19 protein-coding genes and 1 other annotated feature are annotated in these 17,764 nt (G+C 55.9%); of the genes, 8 read left to right on the top strand and 11 right to left on the bottom strand.

Going from position 1 to position 17,764, the window contains the following annotated elements; all coding sequences use genetic code 11:
* Positions 1-821 (top strand): serine hydrolase (locus AAC035_RS07445; RefSeq protein ID WP_339801974.1); only part of this gene is annotated, 821 nt, incomplete at its 5' end.
* 93 nt (positions 822-914) lie between these two features.
* Here the strand turns inward: AAC035_RS07445 and AAC035_RS07440 are convergent.
* Positions 915-2,042 carry a zinc-binding dehydrogenase gene (locus tag AAC035_RS07440; protein ID WP_339801972.1) on the bottom strand — a complete coding sequence of 376 codons (1,128 nt, stop codon included), beginning with the start codon at positions 2,040-2,042 and terminating at the stop codon, positions 915-917.
* A 157-nt stretch (positions 2,043-2,199) separates the two neighbouring features.
* A protein-coding gene (locus AAC035_RS07435) for an IS3 family transposase (RefSeq protein WP_339801969.1) occupies positions 2,200-3,428 on the bottom strand; the annotation gives its coding sequence in 2 pieces (ribosomal slippage) (positions 2,200-3,140 and positions 3,140-3,428; 1,230 coding nt in all).
* Positions 3,034-3,150 (bottom strand) — a sequence feature (AL1L pseudoknot). (Overlaps the previous gene by 117 nt.)
* Between AAC035_RS07435 and AAC035_RS07430 the strand changes: the two genes are divergently transcribed.
* Positions 3,412-4,023 (top strand): hypothetical protein, encoded by a 612-nt coding sequence (locus AAC035_RS07430; protein ID WP_339801966.1) that lies wholly within the window; start codon positions 3,412-3,414, stop codon positions 4,021-4,023. The two genes, AAC035_RS07435 and AAC035_RS07430, sit on opposite strands and share 17 nt — an antisense overlap.
* A gap of 24 nt (positions 4,024-4,047) precedes the next feature.
* Here the strand turns inward: AAC035_RS07430 and AAC035_RS07425 are convergent, their stop codons facing one another.
* From AAC035_RS07425 to AAC035_RS07410, 4 genes are all read right to left on the bottom strand, one after another.
* On the bottom strand, positions 4,048-4,341 hold the full coding sequence (locus AAC035_RS07425; RefSeq protein WP_339801976.1) for a hypothetical protein: 294 nt from the start codon (positions 4,339-4,341) through the stop codon (positions 4,048-4,050).
* A 111-nt stretch (positions 4,342-4,452) separates the two neighbouring features.
* Positions 4,453-6,018 carry a DUF726 domain-containing protein gene (locus tag AAC035_RS07420; RefSeq protein WP_339801963.1) on the bottom strand — a complete coding sequence of 522 codons (1,566 nt, stop codon included), beginning with the start codon at positions 6,016-6,018 and terminating at the stop codon, positions 4,453-4,455.
* 201 nt (positions 6,019-6,219) lie between these two features.
* Positions 6,220-7,518, bottom strand: coding sequence for an MFS transporter (locus AAC035_RS07415; protein ID WP_339801962.1), 1,299 nt, complete (start codon positions 7,516-7,518; stop codon positions 6,220-6,222).
* Between the two features lie 366 nt (positions 7,519-7,884).
* Complete coding sequence (locus tag AAC035_RS07410; protein WP_339801960.1) at positions 7,885-9,042, bottom strand: C4-dicarboxylate TRAP transporter substrate-binding protein; 1,158 nt, start codon at positions 9,040-9,042, stop codon at positions 7,885-7,887.
* Between the two features lie 337 nt (positions 9,043-9,379).
* On the opposite strand from AAC035_RS07410, the gene prpD reads away from it, so the two are divergent.
* Entirely contained in the window at positions 9,380-10,864 is a 1,485-nt protein-coding gene (gene prpD, locus AAC035_RS07405) for a 2-methylcitrate dehydratase (protein ID WP_339801958.1), read from the top strand.
* Positions 10,865-10,976: 112 nt separating this feature from the next.
* On the opposite strand, the gene AAC035_RS07400 is transcribed toward prpD, so the two are convergent.
* Together AAC035_RS07400 and AAC035_RS07395 are read right to left on the bottom strand one after the other, a co-directional pair.
* Positions 10,977-11,282: a CcdB family protein gene (locus AAC035_RS07400; protein WP_339801956.1), complete on the bottom strand. Its 306-nt coding sequence runs from the start codon at positions 11,280-11,282 to the stop codon at positions 10,977-10,979.
* The gene (locus tag AAC035_RS07395; protein ID WP_339801954.1) at positions 11,282-11,527 is read right to left on the bottom strand and encodes a type II toxin-antitoxin system CcdA family antitoxin; all 246 of its coding nucleotides are present in this window, start codon (positions 11,525-11,527) and stop codon (positions 11,282-11,284) included. Before AAC035_RS07395 ends, AAC035_RS07400 begins: the two co-directional genes overlap by 1 nt.
* A gap of 353 nt (positions 11,528-11,880) precedes the next feature.
* On the opposite strand from AAC035_RS07395, the gene AAC035_RS07390 reads away from it, so the two are divergent.
* The 3 genes from AAC035_RS07390 to AAC035_RS07380 are packed head-to-tail and all read left to right on the top strand — an operon-like array spanning position 11,881 to position 12,782.
* Positions 11,881-12,126 (top strand): type II toxin-antitoxin system CcdA family antitoxin, encoded by a 246-nt coding sequence (locus AAC035_RS07390; protein ID WP_339801952.1) that lies wholly within the window; start codon positions 11,881-11,883, stop codon positions 12,124-12,126.
* Complete coding sequence (locus tag AAC035_RS07385; RefSeq protein WP_339801950.1) at positions 12,126-12,425, top strand: CcdB family protein; 300 nt, start codon at positions 12,126-12,128, stop codon at positions 12,423-12,425. The genes AAC035_RS07390 and AAC035_RS07385 overlap by 1 nt, the downstream gene beginning before the upstream one ends.
* A gap of 51 nt (positions 12,426-12,476) precedes the next feature.
* Positions 12,477-12,782 carry a monooxygenase gene (locus AAC035_RS07380; RefSeq protein ID WP_339801948.1) on the top strand — a complete coding sequence of 102 codons (306 nt, stop codon included), beginning with the start codon at positions 12,477-12,479 and terminating at the stop codon, positions 12,780-12,782.
* Between the two features lie 94 nt (positions 12,783-12,876).
* Here the strand turns inward: AAC035_RS07380 and AAC035_RS07375 are convergent, their stop codons facing one another.
* From AAC035_RS07375 to amrS, 3 genes are all read right to left on the bottom strand, one after another.
* Positions 12,877-13,794, bottom strand: a complete 918-nt coding sequence (locus AAC035_RS07375) for a DUF808 domain-containing protein (RefSeq protein ID WP_339801945.1) — start codon at positions 13,792-13,794, stop codon at positions 12,877-12,879.
* A 106-nt stretch (positions 13,795-13,900) separates the two neighbouring features.
* A complete protein-coding gene (locus tag AAC035_RS07370) occupies positions 13,901-14,833 on the bottom strand; it encodes a formate/nitrite transporter family protein (protein WP_339801942.1) in 933 nt (310 codons plus the stop codon).
* A 69-nt stretch (positions 14,834-14,902) separates the two neighbouring features.
* A complete protein-coding gene (gene amrS / locus AAC035_RS07365; protein ID WP_339801940.1) occupies positions 14,903-16,000 on the bottom strand; it encodes an AmmeMemoRadiSam system radical SAM enzyme in 1,098 nt (365 codons plus the stop codon).
* A gap of 126 nt (positions 16,001-16,126) precedes the next feature.
* Here amrS and amrB point away from each other — a divergent pair, with 126 nt between their 5' ends.
* Together amrB and amrA are read left to right on the top strand one after the other, a co-directional pair.
* Positions 16,127-16,927: an AmmeMemoRadiSam system protein B gene (gene amrB, locus AAC035_RS07360; protein WP_339801939.1), complete on the top strand. Its 801-nt coding sequence runs from the start codon at positions 16,127-16,129 to the stop codon at positions 16,925-16,927.
* The gene (gene amrA, locus AAC035_RS07355) at positions 16,902-17,501 is read left to right on the top strand and encodes an AmmeMemoRadiSam system protein A (RefSeq protein WP_339801937.1); all 600 of its coding nucleotides are present in this window, start codon (positions 16,902-16,904) and stop codon (positions 17,499-17,501) included. Before amrB ends, amrA begins: the two co-directional genes overlap by 26 nt.
* The last annotated feature ends 263 nt before the right edge of the window (positions 17,502-17,764 follow it).

The raw sequence follows: 17,764 nt of genomic DNA, 5'->3' as shown, positions 1-17,764 counted from the left end.
CTGTGGCCAAGTCCTTTACCTCGACACTGGTCGGTGCCGCCCTGAAAGACGGGTCTATCCGCAGTATCGAAGACAAAGTGTCGGACTATATTCCGGACCTGCGGGGTTCGGCCTATGACAATGTCACCATCCGGCAATTGCTGACCATGACCTCGGGCGTGAAATGGAATGAGGACTATGCGGACCCCCAATCCGATGTCGCGCTGTTCAACGTTCACGAGGCCGAACCGGGCGTTGATGTCACCGTCAGTTATATGCGCCAGCTGGAAGCGGAAGCGACGCCGGGTACGAAATGGGTTTATAAAACCGGCGAGACCAATCTGATTGGCGTGCTGGTCAGCTCTGCCACCGGCAAGCCCCTGTCGGACTATCTGTCCGAGAAGATCTGGAAGCGTTTTGGCATGGAACAGGATGCCAGCTGGTTGCTGGGGTCTACGGGGCATGAAATCAGTGGTTGTTGCATGCAGGCCTCCACCCGCGACTTCGCCCGTTTTGGTCTGTTCATTCTGGGCGGCGGACTGGTCGATGGCGAGCCGGTGTTGCCTGACGGCTGGATTGCAGAGAGTACCAGCAAGCAGGCGGATACCGATCAACCGGATTATGGCTACGGCTACCAGTGGTGGACGCTGGATGGCGAAGCGTTTATGGCGCGGGGTATCTTTGGTCAGAGTATTTTCATCGACCCCGAGCGGAAGTTGGTCATCGCGTCCAATGGCAACTGGCCGCAGGCCTCGGATCGGCAGGGCGGTAAACAAGGGGAAGAGCGCCTGGCCTTTTTCCGGCAGGTACAGCAGGCGATTGACAGGGAGTCAGCACCATAGATTCAGGTAGAGGGATAATCCCTCCATTTCCAGAGCGACTCAAAAGCAGACCTCAGGCCATCATCAGGATGGCCTGAGGTCACACGCTTCAGGTTAGCTCTGTGGTTTGATCAGAAACTTCTCTCCGGTAGCCATTTTGGCGTAAGCCGAGATTGCATCCAGTTGTAACGCACCGGCCAGGGATACTTCGTGGGTGTAGTGACTGGCGAACGTGGTTTTGATTTCAGCGGCTACGCGTTTGCGCATGGCAATGTTGGTTTCCTTCCCCAGTTTTCCTAACGCATTGAACAACAGAAAGCCGTTCACGCCCCAGGCAAAACCGAAGTTTCGGTTCAGTGTGATGGGGCCACGATCAAGGCCGCCATAGATATAGACCTGTTTGTAGATGTCAGATCCATACACACTGTATTCCGTGATGTTGCGAGAGACGGCGGCTTCCATGCAGGTGAGGATATCGCTGGCCAGGCGACCGCCACCGATAGGGTCGAAGGCGATGGTCGCGCCGGTGTCGATCAATGCCTGGGTCAGGTCTGCCATGAAGCTGTCGCTACTGGAGTTGACCACGTATTTGGCGCCCATGTCGCGCAGCAATGCTTCCTGTTCCGGCTTGCGGACGATATTGACCAGGTCGATGCCGTCGGCCATGCAGATGCGGTTGAGCATTTGTCCGAGGTTAGAGGCGGCGGCAGCGTGAACGATAGCCTTGTGACCTTCAGCTCGCATGGTTTCTACCATGGCCAATGCCGTCAGCGGATTAACAAAGCTTGAAGCGCCTTCAACTGCAGTCGTACCCGGCTCCAGTTCCAGACAGCTCTGAACATTGGCACAGACATAATTTTTGTAGCTGCCACCACCAATGAACGCAACGGTTTTGCCCATCAGGCTTTGCGCAGCGGCCGATGAGCCCGCAGCGACGACGGTGCCGGCGCCTTCGTTGCCCACGGGTATAGCCTTGCCAACCCGCTTTTTAACGGCACCCATGAACTTGGCCGGGACATCTGCATTGATGACCGGGCGATCGGCGCTTCCGGATTGCCTGGCAGTCGTCATATCCGCTGCGCTGAACATCACTCCCAGGTCAGAGGGGTTGATAGGGGCGGCTTCGATGCGGATGACCACCTGGTTTTCTCCCGGCTGCGGGATCTCGATCTCGCGCAGGGCCAGTTCGAGTTTGTTGTCTTCACTAATGGTCGACGTAAGTTCAATGTTGGTATCTGACACTTTTTTCTCCTGCAAAAGTTAATTGGTCTGGTTCTTCGCTAACCGGTGTTACCCCCTAGAATGAGGGGCAAGCCCTTGGCGCCTGGGTGATCCGCGTCCCTAGGATGTGTGATCGTAGTGAACCGCCCCGGGTATCGCGGAGGCCCGTTGGTTTAAGTCACGCTGCCATAGCAGCCTGACTGTTAAGTTGTCGATAGTAGTTTGCCTCAGCTTCTGCCGGCGGGATATACCCCAGTGGCTCCATCAGCCGTTGGTGGTTGAACCAGGATACCCATTCCAGCGTTGCCAGCTCAACGGATTCCATGGATTTCCAGGGGCCACGGCGGTGGATCAATTCTGCTTTGTATAAGCCATTGATGGTCTCAGCGAGGGCATTGTCGTAACTGTCGCCCTTGCTGCCTACCGATGGATCGATGCCAGCTTCGGCCAGGCGTTCCGTGTAGCGGATCGACACATACTGTGAGCCCCTGTCGGAGTGATGAATCAAGTCCTCTGATTTGTCGGGCTGACGGGCGTAGAGTGCCTGCTCCAGAGCATCGAGTACGAAATCCGTGTTCATCGTGCGACTGACGCGCCAACCCACAATGCGGCGTGCGAAGACATCGACAACGAAGGCCACATACAACCAACCCTGCCAGGTGGAAACGTAGGTGAAGTCCGATACCCAAAGCTGGTCTGGACGATCCGCAACAAACTGACGGTTGACCCGATCCAGCGGACACGGCACCAATCGGTCTGGGACGGTGGTGCGCACCGTCTTGCCGCGGCGGGCGCCCTGAAGCCCCAGAAGGCTCATGAGCCGCTCCACGGTACAGCGGGCCACAGGAGTGGCTTCCCGGTTCATCTGCTTCCAGACTTTATCGGCGCCATAGACCTTGAGATTGTCATTCCAGACACGCTTGATATGCGGCATCAAAACCTCGTCGCGCTTGGCCCGGTCACTGCGTAGTTCCGGATTGCGCTGCCGGGCTGCATGGCGCCGGTAGGCCGACGGGGCAACCTGAAATACTTTGCAGATCGGCTCGACCCCGTAGGTATCCCGATGCTGATCACTGTAGGTGTTTATGACTTCAGCTTGCGGTCGAGCTCCGCCTGGGCGAAAAAAGCGCTGGCCGTGCGAAGGATGTCATTGGCGCGCCGCAATTCTTTGTTCTCGCGCCCCAGCTCCTTCATGCGTTGCGCTTCCGCGGTCGTTGTACCGGGTCGTTCACCGACATCGATCTCGGCACGCTTGACCCATTCCAGCAATGTCTGCGGCACACAGCCAATCTTGGGGGCGATTGACTCCACAGCGGCCCACAGAGACGAATACTCGCCACGATGCTCTTGCACTAGCCGTACCGCACGCTCTTTAACCTCAGGGGAAAACTTGTTTGACTTGTTCATGGCTCCATTCTCTCAGATCATGGAGCCTCCTCAAAACACGGGGCGGTTCAGGCCGCTGATCATCGCCGCATTGCATATGGGCAACTGGGAGCTGGCGGCTCATGTGGGGGCGAAGTTCTGCAGCGGCACCATTCTTTATCGCCCGATCAAGATTCAGGAACTGAATGATTTCATCATCCGGCGACGCCAGCAGCCCGGTTGGTACTATGCGCCAACGACCCTGAAAGGTGTGCATGTTCTGCTGCGCAGGTTGAAAGAGGGAAGGGCTGTATTGGTTTTTCCAGACCAGGAGCCAATTTCATCGGGTGGAGAGTACGCTGATTTCTTCGGCGTCCCGGCGCTGACAAGCACGCTGATCCCGAGGCTGGCGAGGAAGACCAATGCATTGGTCTGTTACATGGTGTGCTGGCGAGGCGATGCGGGTTTCACCCTTGAGGTATATCCGTCCCGCCTTGGAGCTGTTGACGACGAGGCCGGTATCAGAATCCTGAATGATGAAATTGAGCAGATCGTCCGGCAAAGACCCGAACAGTTTTTGTGGAGCTACAAGCGCTTCAAAACGCCCGAGAGCGGGAAAAATTTCTATCTCAAGTAGTGTCTTCGCTACCAACCACCGATCTCAAGATGACTGTGCGAGAATAGAAACCCCCTCAACTTGAGCGACGGTTTTGGCCTCCGCTCGTTCAATAATTCTCACCAGAGTCGACTGGATCATCTCGTCCTCTCGAACGTCGCTTTCACTCACAAACCTTTGCTTCTGTGGTTCTGCGTTTTCATCCAGCGTAAATGAAATAACGAGGTCCGTTGCAGTCTCCGGCGTCTTGCCAAAGTACTCCAGCGTAATCAGGGGGTAGCCATGGAAGCCTTTGTTGACCTGCTTTGCGATACGTTTTTTGGCTTTATCCACATTCATAACTGGTGTGATTAACCCCATAAGATTGGAATGCCGGACAGAGCCTCAAACCCGCCAGCGCATCAGGCATTAGACTACAGGGCTTGATAGTCTTGCGCCAACTCGGTTCGCTCACTGAAGCGAAACTATCCGATTCAGGACTTTCGGCAAGTTCTTTTTCCAGGCGAGATGCCCGCTGATGAAGTCCGTGCAGTCGATATTGAAAGCGGGAGCGACCGCACGCCCCAGACCAGCAGGCCTGGACAGCCCGAGATTCGCGCTCTGATAGAGAAACTTCAGAACCCCGTCGTTGGCAGAGTGGCAGTTGTACAGCGTCCCGGTTAGCGCGGATTCGGCAGCGCACCAGGATTCAACGTTGTTCCGCCCTACAGCACCGCCCATCAGAACCACGTCTTTGATGAGGCGCTCCTTTTTGGTGGACAGGGCCATCAGTGCAAAGAAGATTACCCGGGCTCCCAGAGAGTGTCCCATCAAGGTGAAGGTTTGCCCTTCGGTGCGACTGATCGCTTCCGCCAGCATTACCCCGGTCTTTTCGGCGTTGATCATGGCGGAGTGCCAAGGGTTGCAGAGGTATTCCGATGCGGTTAACGCCCAGCCAGCAATATGGGCTCTCTTCGCGATTTGTTTGGACCCTAGGGCGAGTACGCTGGAAACGCCCTTGGCGGCCAGACCGTTGCCAGCGGAGCCGATCCATCTGCCGAATTTCACGAGGCTTTTGGCTTCCCAGTTCAGCAGCCAGATATCCTCGCTGTCATGCACATCCTGAACGCCGGACCGCCAATCATTGGTAACGTTGAGCCACTCTTCCTTGCCGATCTTTTTTCCGTCCTCCTCAGAGAGAAGACCGTTCACAACAATCACACTATGGCGGCTATCGGATGCGGCCTGCTGTACCTGTACGAAGTTAAAATCAGGGATATCCTTCAGGTACGAGTTGGCAATGCCATAACCGGTTTTCCCCCCAAGGCCTGCGCCGGCAGCTGACATAATGGCCAGCCCACCAACCCCCAGCTTGGCCACAGCTGCGCTTGCTATTGCGGCTCCTGATACCGAGGAAATGGCTTTGCCAGTCCCTGCCGCACCCAGCAACCCGGCAGAGCCCATGGCCGCTGCGAGGCCCGGTGCTGCAAAGATTGCCCCGGTTCCGATGGCGGCCCCGCCCGCGATGACGGCAGTGCTTTTCGCCATACCATAATAATTCTTCTGTCTGGGCTTCATCAGATCCGCGAACTCGGACAGGTCGGCAATCTTCATATTGGCCTTTGAGAAGTCGGGCGTTGTCCCGTCGTGTTCCGAGCACAGCTCATTCGTCCAGTTGTCTTTGAAGAATGATGACACCCGGCCCCCAGAGGGGCCCACCTTCAGATGACGGTTTTTCACATCCAGGCTGGCCGCTTTGGCCATATTGTCGCAATAGCGGCAAGCGACCGTGGAGAATAAACAGTGGCTGCAGGAATAGGTCGACCGCCCGACCTTTCGCTCAACGACCCGATTATGGACACAATGGTTGCCACACCAGGAACACCATGCCGTCACGGACTCGGGATCGTCCAGTCGCTCCTTGATATCCGAGGACACCAACTTATAGCGCTTTGAGAGCTCTTGCCGGCGCTTGCCGAATGCCGCTTCTGCAGCAGATCGGGCACTGGTGAAGCTATTGTTGAACCTTTTCTGCATGGTGGATTCCGTTTTATGGGCGGCCTCCCCCAAGAATGAGACAGGCATTGCCAAATTGGAAGGGAAACACCAGAAATCGGGCTTGCAGTCGGGAAGGGGATTCAAGGCCCATAACAATGGAATGCCGGAAAGAGCCTCAAGCCCGCCAGCCCATCACGCATTAGACTGCAGAGCTTCATTGCCTTGCGCCAACTCGCCCGTCTACGCGCCATAGGGTGTTCTTGCGGGAGCGCCGGACGTTTGCATTGGCGGTGACTGCTCCGTTGGGGTCTCTTCCGGGTACTGGAGTTGGGAGTCATACGCCGCCTGCAGGCCTGTCTCGTCTTCATCCGCCTGTTCGGCCTCTTCCGCGAGATAGCGCGGGTAAAACGGCGACAGGATCGCCACCAGAATACCGAGGGCGGCAAACATGGCAAAGGCGTCGGCGTAGCCGAATTCGTTCACCAGCATGCCGAGGATGGGCGAGCCGGCCGCCTGTCCCAGCGAGACGGCCATGAATGGCAACACCGGCCCCATAGACACCCGGCCCGGTAACAGGCGGATGCCGGTCATCAGATAGAGCCCCGTCAAGCTCATGTAGGCCAAACCGAACACCAGCGCGGAAAAGATCGCAATCGCGATCTGGCCGGGGCTGGCTGCGAGCAACGCCAGGCTTGCGGCCAGCATCATCAACATCAGTGCCTGGGTGATGGGGGCATTGTTGCGATCGGCAAGGTCGGCCACGGCGGCACCGCCCAGTCCGGCGATGCCCACCGCAAGCCACAGCCAACCGGTTGCGCTGGACGGCAAAGCGCCAAGCGTCACCGCCAGGTCGGGCCCGAATATCCAGTACGCGGAAGAGATGAAGCCCATCACGAAGGCAAACAGCGACAGCCGGAACAGACGCGACCACTGCAGGGCGCTGATCGGAGGCGCTGGCGCGGCATTTGCCGGCATAACCCGCGACACCGACGGGATGACGTACCACGCGGCGATCACACCGATGACCGCCAGAACCGCAAACGATCCATAGGCCAGGCGCCAGGCACCGGCCAGAAACAGCACGGCCGGTACCGCAACGGCCACGCCGATACTGGTGCCTGCGTTCATGACCGCGCTTACGCGACCGTGCATCGAACGTTTCACCAGCACCTGCATGGCCGCCGTGAGCGCAGGCATCATCAGAGCTGTGCAGATGCCACACGCGAACACGCCGGCGCCGAGCGACAGAGGACCAACCGCCTGGCTGATCAACGCCAGGCCGACAGCGCCAAAACCCCCGGCCAGCACCGCCGTGTTACGGGCGCCGAGACGGTCGGCCGCAAGCGGTGCGACCAGCGACGCCAGCAAGAAACTGATGAGAGGAAGAGCACCGATGATGCCAATCAGGTCTGGCGTCAAGTCGAGCTCGGCGCGAATCGGTGGCACGAACAGACCGAAGGCAAAGCGCGCAAGCCCAAAGCTGATCGCAATCAACGTGGCCCCGAAGATCGCAAACTTTGTGCTCGAGAGTGAAGTCATATCACCTCCGCCAAATCCATTTTCTGACCGTTGTCAGTCCGGCAACGCCCTTATGCCGGGTCCTTTGCTCTATTAGGTCAGCGTAGACAACAATCCGGCGACCAGGCAAATCTGAAGCATTCGGGTGGCGGCTGAAGTTTCGTTACCACAGGCTGAGCGTTTTCCCAGTGGGGTGACGATGCGGGTTGCCAGTTCGCTCAGCAGGCTACTGTGTATACCCACAAGGTAAGGTGCGCTTTGCTGGCAAGAATTTGACCAATGGCTAATGTCGGAGGCACCTACGCTGGCGCATAGGTGCCTTGGGTTACTGACAAATCGGGGCCGACCTTCTGAAGCGAGAAAACAGGATCAGACCCCCTTTACAACCTAGAAGCCGTAACTTGTCACGTCGACTTTTGAGAACACTTCGTCCCAGTAGAGGTTGGCCAGCTCTTCTTCGGAATCAATGCCTTCCACCTTCTGCAACCATTCATCCAGACGGCTTCTGAATGCTTCCAGACGCTCTTTGCCGTTGGCGATTCCGTAACGGTCGTTGTAATGTGCGGCGACCGTGTCAATGTCCTGCTCAATGAACTCTACCGTCGCGTTGACTATGTCGTCCTTCGGCGAATGCAGATTAAGGTTCTCTTCTTCGTCAAAGCGCTTGAGAACCTCCAGGTGGTCGTCATAGTAGAGTGTGAGAATTCTCGCGGATGCCATAGCCGTTGCATAAAGTACTGTTTTGCGGTCATTTTCAGACAGCGAGCGCCAGCGGTCAGCATTCATGTTTGTACCAACACCGCCAAAGGTACCGGCAGGAACGCCCATGGTGAGGTCACTGATCACCTCAATAAATTTAAAGCTGAGAAGGTCTGAAAGGTTGCTGGCTGTGCAGTCAACCACGCCCTGACTCAAACCTTCATAGGTTTCGTTGATGGGCAGGGATACCGGAGAACCACCCATAGACTCAACCCAACGGGACCACTGGGCGCCGGCAACACGGATCCGTTTGCCGGCGATATCATCCAGAGACGTGACAGCGCCATTACAGGCAAGGCCATAGGGTGATGTGCTGGCCATACCCAGATAGATCTGATTCCGGTCGAGATGTTCTTGCAGACATTCCGGACAGTCATTGATGACGAAATCTGCGACCGCTCCGTTATAGGCGAACATGACGTCACGATCACCCACGTCAGCCTGGCCCAGGGCCATAGTCAGCTCGGTCAGCAGAATGGTGTTGGGGAAATCTGACGGGAAATAGGGCGTCAGAACATGACCGAGATCGGCGATGCCATCTCTCAACCCGGCAGGAGTCTCCATGAAACTGAGCAAGGATTGCACATAACCCCTGACTCTGAGATCACTATCCGAGTGTTCTGCTACTGCCTCTGAAAAGCGCTCCAGGGCCCGAGAGCCGAGAGAATTATGGGCGGAACCGGTCGCAAACCGAAGCTCTTCGGCACTGGCGTAGCCGGTGCCGGCCAATCCGGCAACAGTAATTCCAGCAGCAACACAAGCACTAAGGGCACGTTTGATTATCATTGTTTTCTCCTGACTGCTCTGTGGGTTGGTTTACTTAAAGTGTCTGCGATCTGCTTCCAGGGCCTGCAATGGGTCAGCGTTGGATCTGGGACGTTACCCAGCCATAGCCTTTGACAACCGGGTTCCTGTATTTGCACCATTATTCCTAAGGGTTGCAAGATGCAACACACGCAGAACATGTTGCACTCCTTGAAAAGGTAGCCCACTGTCAATCTTTAGCAAGAAATCAGAGATCATCAAGGCTTGGCCTCATTGGACGGATAGCGCTGAAATCTGCAGGTACCGTTGGAATCAACTAAGCTGACGGAAATCAATCCGATGACAAAAGGGGAGCATCATGAGCGCCAATACCGACCAGAATCAGCGCCCCGACTATGACGACGTCCTGCAACAGATCGCTGATTACGTCCTCAACTACCGCATAGAGAGTCCGCAAGCCTGGCAAACCGCGCGCTACTGCCTGATGGATACCATCGGTTGCGGCCTTCTGGCGTTGCGTTTCCCGGAGTGCACCAAGCACCTGGGCCCGATGGTGGAAGGCACGGTGGTGCCCCACGGGGCCAGGGTGCCAGGCACGTCCTACCGGATGGACCCGGTCAAAGCCGCCTGGGATATCGGCTGCATCGTGCGCTGGCTGGATTACAACGACACCTGGCTGGCGGCGGAATGGGGGCACCCCTCGGACAATCTCGGGGCCATTCTGGCGGTTGCTGATCATCTCTCGCAGAAGCGGGTTGCCAACGGCCAGGCACCGTTGGCTATGAAAGCCGTGCTGGAAGCGATGATCATGGCCCATGAAATTCAGGGTGTGCTGGCACTGGAAAATTCCTTCAACCGGGTAGGGCTGGACCATGTGGTGCTGGTAAAGGTGGCCTCCACCGCCGTCAGTGCCAAACTGATGGGCGCAGACCGTGAGCAGATGCTCTCAGCGCTTTCCCACGCCTGGGTCGATGGCCAGTCCCTGCGCACTTACCGTCATGCGCCCAATGCCGGCTCCCGTAAATCCTGGGCGGCGGGGGATGCCAGTGCCCGGGGTGTCCGGCTTGCGGATATGGCCATGCGTGGCGAGATGGGCATACCCGGGGTTCTGAGGGCACCCCAGTGGGGCTTCTACGATGTGCTGTTCAGCAAAACCAACCGGGACCAGGCGCTGAAGCCCGACGATCAGCGTCGCTTCTCGCTGCCCCAGGCGTTTGGCAGCTACGTGATGGAAAACGTTCTGTTCAAGATCTCCTTCCCGGCGGAGTTCCACGCGCAGACCGCCGCCGAAGCGGCCGTCACGCTGCATCCACAAGTCAGGGATCGCCTGGATGACATCGACCGTATTGAGCTGACCACCCACGAATCCGCTATCCGCATCATCTCCAAGCAGGGCGAACTGGCCAATCCGGCGGACCGGGACCACTGCCTGCAATACATGACCGCGGTACCGCTGATCTTTGGCAATCTTACCGCAGACCACTACGAAGACAGCTTCCACAACGCCCACCCGGAAATCGATCGGCTCCGCGATAAAATGCACGTCATCGAGGACGAACGGTACACTCGGGAATACCTGGAAGACGACAAGCGCTCCATCGCCAATGCGGTCCAGGTGTTCTTCACCGATGGCAGCAGTACCGACAAGGTGGCGGTGGAGTACCCGATCGGCCACCGACGCCGCAGAGAGGAGGGTATGCCTCTGCTGGTGGAGAAGTTTGCGGCCAACCTGCGCACCCAGTTTGTGCCGCGCAAGTCCCAGGAAGTTCTGGAGCTTTGCAGTGATGCTGCAACGCTGGAGGCCATGCCGGTTCACGATTTTATGGAGAGGCTTACCCTCTGAGCATCGGGTAGTGGTTTGAGGGGAGCACAGGACTAATGCGCATTGAATATACGCAGACAAAGGGTGCATCGTTCTTTACAAGGACTGACCAAATATTCTCGACTTACAGGCGTTAAATACCGGTGATAGCAAGATCCAAAGCCCCAACGATCTGGTCCCTGAAATGCGAGAGGGAGCCAATTGGGGTCTTGAGATACTTCTCAGGTACTGATGATATTTGCGGGGTTATCAGCAGCAGCTCCTGATCCCCAAAGGTGATTTCCGGCGTCAGTCCTTGCATGGACTCGTCACCGAAGGCGGAACGCTTACCCAACGGGATAACGATACGGGTTGCCAGGTCGCCCTGAACATCGACAAGGTAAGGGTAGTGCGCTTGGCTGGCTTTACCCGGGTTGGGGTACACATCGAACTGGGCCATCAGAACTCCCTGAATTCCTCGCCGAAGCATCCATGTTGTTCGATGAAATCGTTATAACGTTTTATGGCTGTGCGATTTTTGTCGACCCATTGAGAGGCTTCGAGTTTGGAAAGCTCTTCTTTTAGCGCCCGTTCCAGGGTGGCAGACAAGTTGATATTCAGTTCCCGGCTTTTACTAAGCAGGTCGCTATTGATTGAGAGGTTCGCTGCTTTTTTGGGGGCGGCTGTATTGTAGAGTTCGGCCATCGGGGCCTCCTGGGGAATGTTTCATGCACGGCTTGAGTTTATGCGCATGGCAATGCGCAGGCAAGTGTTTAACCTATGGACACCTTTGGAGCCGCAATATCGAACTCTTCAAATTTCCCGGAAAGAGACGGTACCGTGGCTGCGGGAAAGGTCTGTAAGTCGGCTCACCGTGCAATGAATTTTTGCAGGACGTATTCCGCAACCGGCGAAAGATTCACAGTGTGACTTACGACCTGAGAGCGCAACTGCTCGGTTGCAGTGGTCCTCATTCGAATCACTTGCGGGAGGCATAGCATTGATGTGCATTAGTTATGCGCATAAAATGGTTGCATTGTTCTTTGTGGGGACTAATCATGCACGCTTCTGAAGCGACCAAATCCATACGAAAACCAACGAACCTGTCACTGGATAGTGAGCTTCTCAAAGAGGCAAAGCTTCTGGGAATCAACGTTTCACGATCAGCAGAGGCAGGAATCGCAGAGGCCGTGAAGCTTTACAAGCAGAAGAAGTGGTTGCAGGATAATGCCAGTGCCCTCGAAAGCTCGAATGCATACGTTGAAGCTAACGGTTTGCCTCTGGCACGGCATCGTCATTTCTGATGGCCCGTTTCGATATCTATGAAAACAACGATGGGGCAGGTTATCTGCTGGAAGTTCAATCAGACCTTCTCAGTGGATTGAACACCCGGGTTGTCGTGCCACTGTTGCCCAAATCTTCGGCACCGTCTCCTGCCCAAGGGCTGAATCCTGTTTTTAACATTGGGGACCAAGAGGTAGTAATGGCTACTCAGTACCTGGCTGCTGTGCCCCAAGGCGAATTGCGTTTTGGCGCTGGTAGTCTTGCTGAGCAGCAAGACAGGATTTCCGCAGCGCTGGACATGCTGTTTTTGGGCTTTTGAGCTGAAGGGGATTTTCGCTGTGCCCAGTAACCGGATAACAGGAGAACAACCGTGAAGAAACTATTACAGGTCGATTTCGATTTCGAAGGTCCGTTTGGCGAGGAAATGGCAGAAGCGCTGGCGGGCCTGGCGGAGTCCATCAACAACGAGCCGGGTTTTATCTGGAAAATCTGGACTGAAAATCAGAAAGAACAGCTAGCGGGCGGCATTTATCTGTTTGAAGACGAGAAAACCGCCAATGCTTACCTGAAAATGCATTCAGCTCGCTTGCAGGAGATGGGAATAAAGGACGTTCGGGGACGGATCTTTGACGTGAATATGCCTTTATCTACTATTAATAACGGCCCTATTAGCTAGCTAAGGGGTTCTTCATTAAAGACCGGCGCAATAATCAACTTCATTAGGGCAAGGATAAAGGCCAACTTTCTGCCGAAATCAGTTCACCAGCGGATCATGCTGATGTTGTTTTTTTCCAGCGCTCCAGCAGGGGTGTGATCACTGCAACCAGAAGGGCGCCAGCAATGAGTCCCACAACGCCATTTGCCAGAATTGGAAGTAATACCTGAAGGATTCCGCCGGCAGCAACAGAAAAATCGTGGATTGTCTGATACACCGGAGGAATACCGTGGACCAGGATGCCACCCCCCACCAGAAACATGGCGATTGTCCCGAGTATCGAGAGTGTTTTCATCATATAGGGGGCGAGCCATAGAATACCGCGCCCCAGTGATTGCAGGAGCGGACTGTCGCGCTGGCTAAGATAGAGACCGCCATCGTCCAGTTTCACGATACCGGCGACCAGTCCGTAAACTCCGATGGTGATGAACAGGGCAACCACCGCAAGCACCAGAAACTGCATACCTATCGACTCGCTGCTTACCGTCCCCAGGGTGATCGCGATAATCTCCGCTGACAGAATGAAGTCGGTGCGAATCGCGCCCCGAATTCTTTCTTTCTCAAGCACTTTCATATCGACCTTGGGGTCTGTCAGCGCATTTCTCAGTTTGTCCTTGTGGGCTTTGGCATCCTTGCTGTGCAGATATCTATGGGCGAGTTTTTCAAATCCTTCGTAGCACAGGAAGGCACCACCAAGCATCAACAGGGGTATAACCAACCAGGGCAAAAAAAAGCTGATGGCCAATGCACCAGGCACCAGTATAGCCTTATTGAGGAATGATCCCTTGGCAACCGCCCAGACGACGGGTAGCTCCCGGGCCGGCTTGACGCCACTGACCTGCTGAGCATTGAGGGCAAGGTCATCCCCCAATACGCCCGCCGTCTTTTTGGCCGCGACCTTGGTCATCACTGATACATCATCGAGAATGGTGGCTATGTCGTCGATCAGGAGTAACAGGCTGCTTCCTGCCATGGCGTCTCGTCCTTAGTGGTCTGGCATGGGAGCTTCTGCAAGTTCCCTGGATCTGGCTGGCTTTCACTGAACGCCGTTTTTTACGCTGAACTCATCGGTTGCCGAACTACATTTCTTCATGAACCTGGCCATAGGTCAACATCGCGAACAGGCCTGTACCACCGAGAATGTTGCCGATGAGAACCGGGGAAATATGGTAGATCAGAGCGGTGAGAATATTCATTTCTCCGGTTAGCACCAGCGTGAATATTTCGTTTGACCCGGCAATCACATGGGTGAAGTTTCCCGCCGCAATCAACCAGGTAAACATGACGATAACCAGCACTTCGGATCTCTTCGCCGAAGGCAGCATCCACACTATAGCCGCTATGAAAAAGCCTGATGGAATACCGCGCAAAAATGTCTCTGCCGGGGTCAGCGTTGCCAGGTGGTGCGATATTTCCAGGATCGCCGCCAGAGTGTCGACGGGAAAGATGCCGCCGTGGACGCCGATGGCGGCGGTGATGAACGTGCCACACAAATTCGCAACTAATACAATTCCCCAAAGGCGTGCGGTGCAATAGAACCGGTTGCGAGTTGGCTGGGCCAGAATCGGCAGCACGACCGTGATGGTGTTCTCGGTAAACAGTTGAAGCCTGCACAGGATCACCAGGACAAACCCGAACGAGTAGCCCAGGCTCTCAATCAGCGTCAGGTAGGGGTGATCGGATCCCAGATTGGCGCGGATAATGCCCTCTACTAGGACCGATGTGGAAATCCCGATCCCTGCTGCCACACCGGACCACCACAGCGAGATTACCGGGCGTTGCAACTCCTCCTCACCCTCGCGCAGGATGATGGAGTAAAGGGTCAGTGACGAAAGCTTGCCATGTTCGGCTACGGTATCACGTTCTTTCGGAGTCAGTGCCTTTTCGCTCGACGTTAGTGTCTGTTCGCGGGATTCGCGATCTTCGAGCCTGGCGCGAGACTCCTGTTCATCCCAGACCTCCCGGGCTTGCTTTTCCAGAGAGGTATTCTGATCGGTATCACCGTCATTCATTCAGCTGTCCATTAACCCTTGTTTCAGGGTGGTTGGCCTTCTATCTCGTAACCTCGTGAAACGGACAGCTCACACCCGGTGCTCACTGAGCCGCACCAGCTGTCTCCGTGCGCCCCAATGGCCCGGCAGGCCTTCAAATACGCCGGCACAGGCAGTGTCGCAAAACTTGCAGTGGCCGTCATCGGTCAGGTTCCAGGCGCCCAATACGTACCAGTCACGACCAATCAGCAGTTCGCTGCAGTTGTGGCAATAGGTGCTGCCGCCTGACTGGTCGTGCACATTGCCGGTATAGGCGTAGCGAATGCCGTTTTCCATGGCAATCTTGCGGGCCCGGGTCACTGTCGTTGGCGGGGTGGGTGGGGTATCCATCATTTTCCAGTCCGGATGGAATGCGGTGAAGTGCATGGGGACATCGGGCCCCAGCTTCTGTGCCACCCATCGGGTCATTTCATTGAGTTCCTGGTCCGAATCGTTTTCACCCGGGATCAGCAGGGTGGTCAGTTCCAGCCATACATCCGTTTCGTGTTTTATGTACTCGAGGGTGTCGAGAACCGGTTGCAGATGTCCGCCGGTGATCTTGTGGTAGAAGCGTTCAGTGAAGGCTTTGAGATCAACGTTGGCGGCATCCATGTACTGGTAGAACTCCCGTCGGGGTTCTTCGGTGACGTAACCGGCAGTCACCGCAACCGAGCGCACGCCCACCGCGTGGCACGCTTTGGCCACATTAATGGCGTATTCGTGGAAAATCACCGGATCATTGTAGGTAAAAGCGACGCTTTTGCAGTCCAGACTCCGGGCCGCACGGGCAATGTCTTCGGGACTGGCCTGGTCTGCCAGTTCATCGGTTTCCCGGGACTTGGTCATGTCCCAGTTCTGGCAGAATTTGCAGGCCAGGTTGCAGCCTGCGGTGCCAAAGGAAAGGGTCGGGGTGCCGGGCAGAAAATGGTTCAGGGGTTTCTTTTCGATCGGGTCGATGCAGTAACCACTGGAACGCCCGTAAGTGGTGAGCACCATCGTGTCGTTGAGGCGGCCACGAACGAAGCAAAGTCCTCGCTGGCCCTGGTGCAGTTTGCAAAACCTGGGACAAAGGTCGCACTGGATGCGGCCGTCATCAAGCCAATGCCAGAACCCGACCTCGCGGCCCTGAAGAACCGGTATATCGCCCACGGTGAGATCCCTCGCAATTTTGCTTCCGTATTGCCCCAGATAACCTATAGTTTCGTTAAGAGGGTGTGTCAATTTCTTCAGTAGCCAGGGCGAGCTCGCCCCGCTCTGTCAAGCAGGTGATCAGACATGTCTGCCAACATACGAAAAGCCGCTGTTGCGGGTATGTTCTATCCGGACGATCCTGCCCGGCTCAGAGCCATGGTCGACGGCTTCCTGAAACAGGTACCGATATCAGGTCCGGCGCCTAAAGCCATTATTGTTCCCCATGCCGGGTACCCGTTTTCCGGTCCGGTTGCGGCCTGCGCCTACGCGCAGCTTGTACCACTTCGTCACCGTATTCACCGGGTGATACTGCTGGGGCCTTCCCACCGGGTACCGCTGACAGGTATTGCTGCGCCGACGTCGGACTTTTTCGAGACACCGCTGGGCAATATCGAGGTGGAGCAGGGCACACTGGCCAGCCTGCAGTCCTTGCCCCAGGTCAGTTATCTGGATTCACCCCACGAGTATGAACACAGCCTGGAGGTGCACCTGCCGTTCCTGCAGTCAGTTCTGGACCGTTTCACACTGGTGCCACTCGTGGTCGGTGAGGCGTCTCCTGAGCAGGTGGCCGAGGTGCTGCAAGCACTCTGGGGTGGCGACGAAACCCTGATCGTGATCAGCTCCGATCTCAGCCATTACCATAGCTACCCGGAGGCCCGGAAGCTGGACGGTATCACCAGTCGTCACATCGAAACACTGGACTACCGCCATATCGGATACGACGACGCCTGCGGGCGAAACCCGGTTAACGGATTGTTGTATCTGGCCGGGAAGAAAGGCCTGAAAGTAACCACCCTGGACCTGCGTAATTCCGGTGACACGGCCGGATCCAGAGACCGGGTCGTGGGCTATGGAGCCTATGCCATCACCGAAACCTCGGCCTGACATGCTGAACGAGCAGGAACGCCAGATTCTGTTGCAGGTGGCCTCAGCCTCGGTTCGTCACGGCCTTGTCAGCGGTCAGCCGTTGCCGGTTGAACCGGAGGACTATGCTGGACCGTTGGCAAAACCCGGCGCCTGTTTCGTTACGCTGGAAATTGCTGGCCGGTTGCGAGGCTGCATTGGCTCTCTGGAGGCCGTGCGACCCCTGGCCCAGGACTGTGCGGCAAATGCCTTTGCTGCGGCTTTCCGCGATTTTCGCTTTCCCCCGGTTGCGGAGCATGAGCTGGAACAGCTCGAGTATCATGTGTCGGTACTGGGTGTGCCCGCGCCAATGCATTTCCGGTCTGAGGATGATTTGCTGTCGCAGTTGCGTCCTGGTATTGATGGTCTGGTGCTTGTTCAGGGCGAACGCCGCGCCACCTTTTTGCCGTCAGTATGGGAGAGCCTGCCGTTGCCGCAGGATTTTCTTCGCCACCTGAAGCAAAAAGCAGGGCTGGCACCAGAATACTGGTCTGATTCTATCCAGGCATTTCGCTATACCGCCGAATCTGTCAGGAGCATGGATCAACATCACTAAGCATAGCCACGGCCTGCCAGGTCAGCGGTTGATGGTCATGAATTTACGCATTTTATGTAGTCTTTCTGTATTTGGCGCTCGACAATGGGTGATTTGAAATGTAGCATTAATAAAGTTTAATAATTTAATGCTAATAATTGTTTTGATCATTCTTTTTGGCGTTATTCGATCATAAAGGAAACAGATGGAAGTTCTAAGGTTTAAATATAACCTGAATCCGTGAGTTCAACCGGCTGAAACTGTATCCAAAGCCTGCAATAACA

Origin of the sequence: uncultured Marinobacter sp. (assembly GCF_963974375.1) — a bacterium.
Classification (GTDB): domain Bacteria; phylum Pseudomonadota; class Gammaproteobacteria; order Pseudomonadales; family Oleiphilaceae; genus Marinobacter.
Note: the sequence above shows the minus strand (reverse complement) of the source record. Positions and strands in the feature narration are given on the sequence as shown.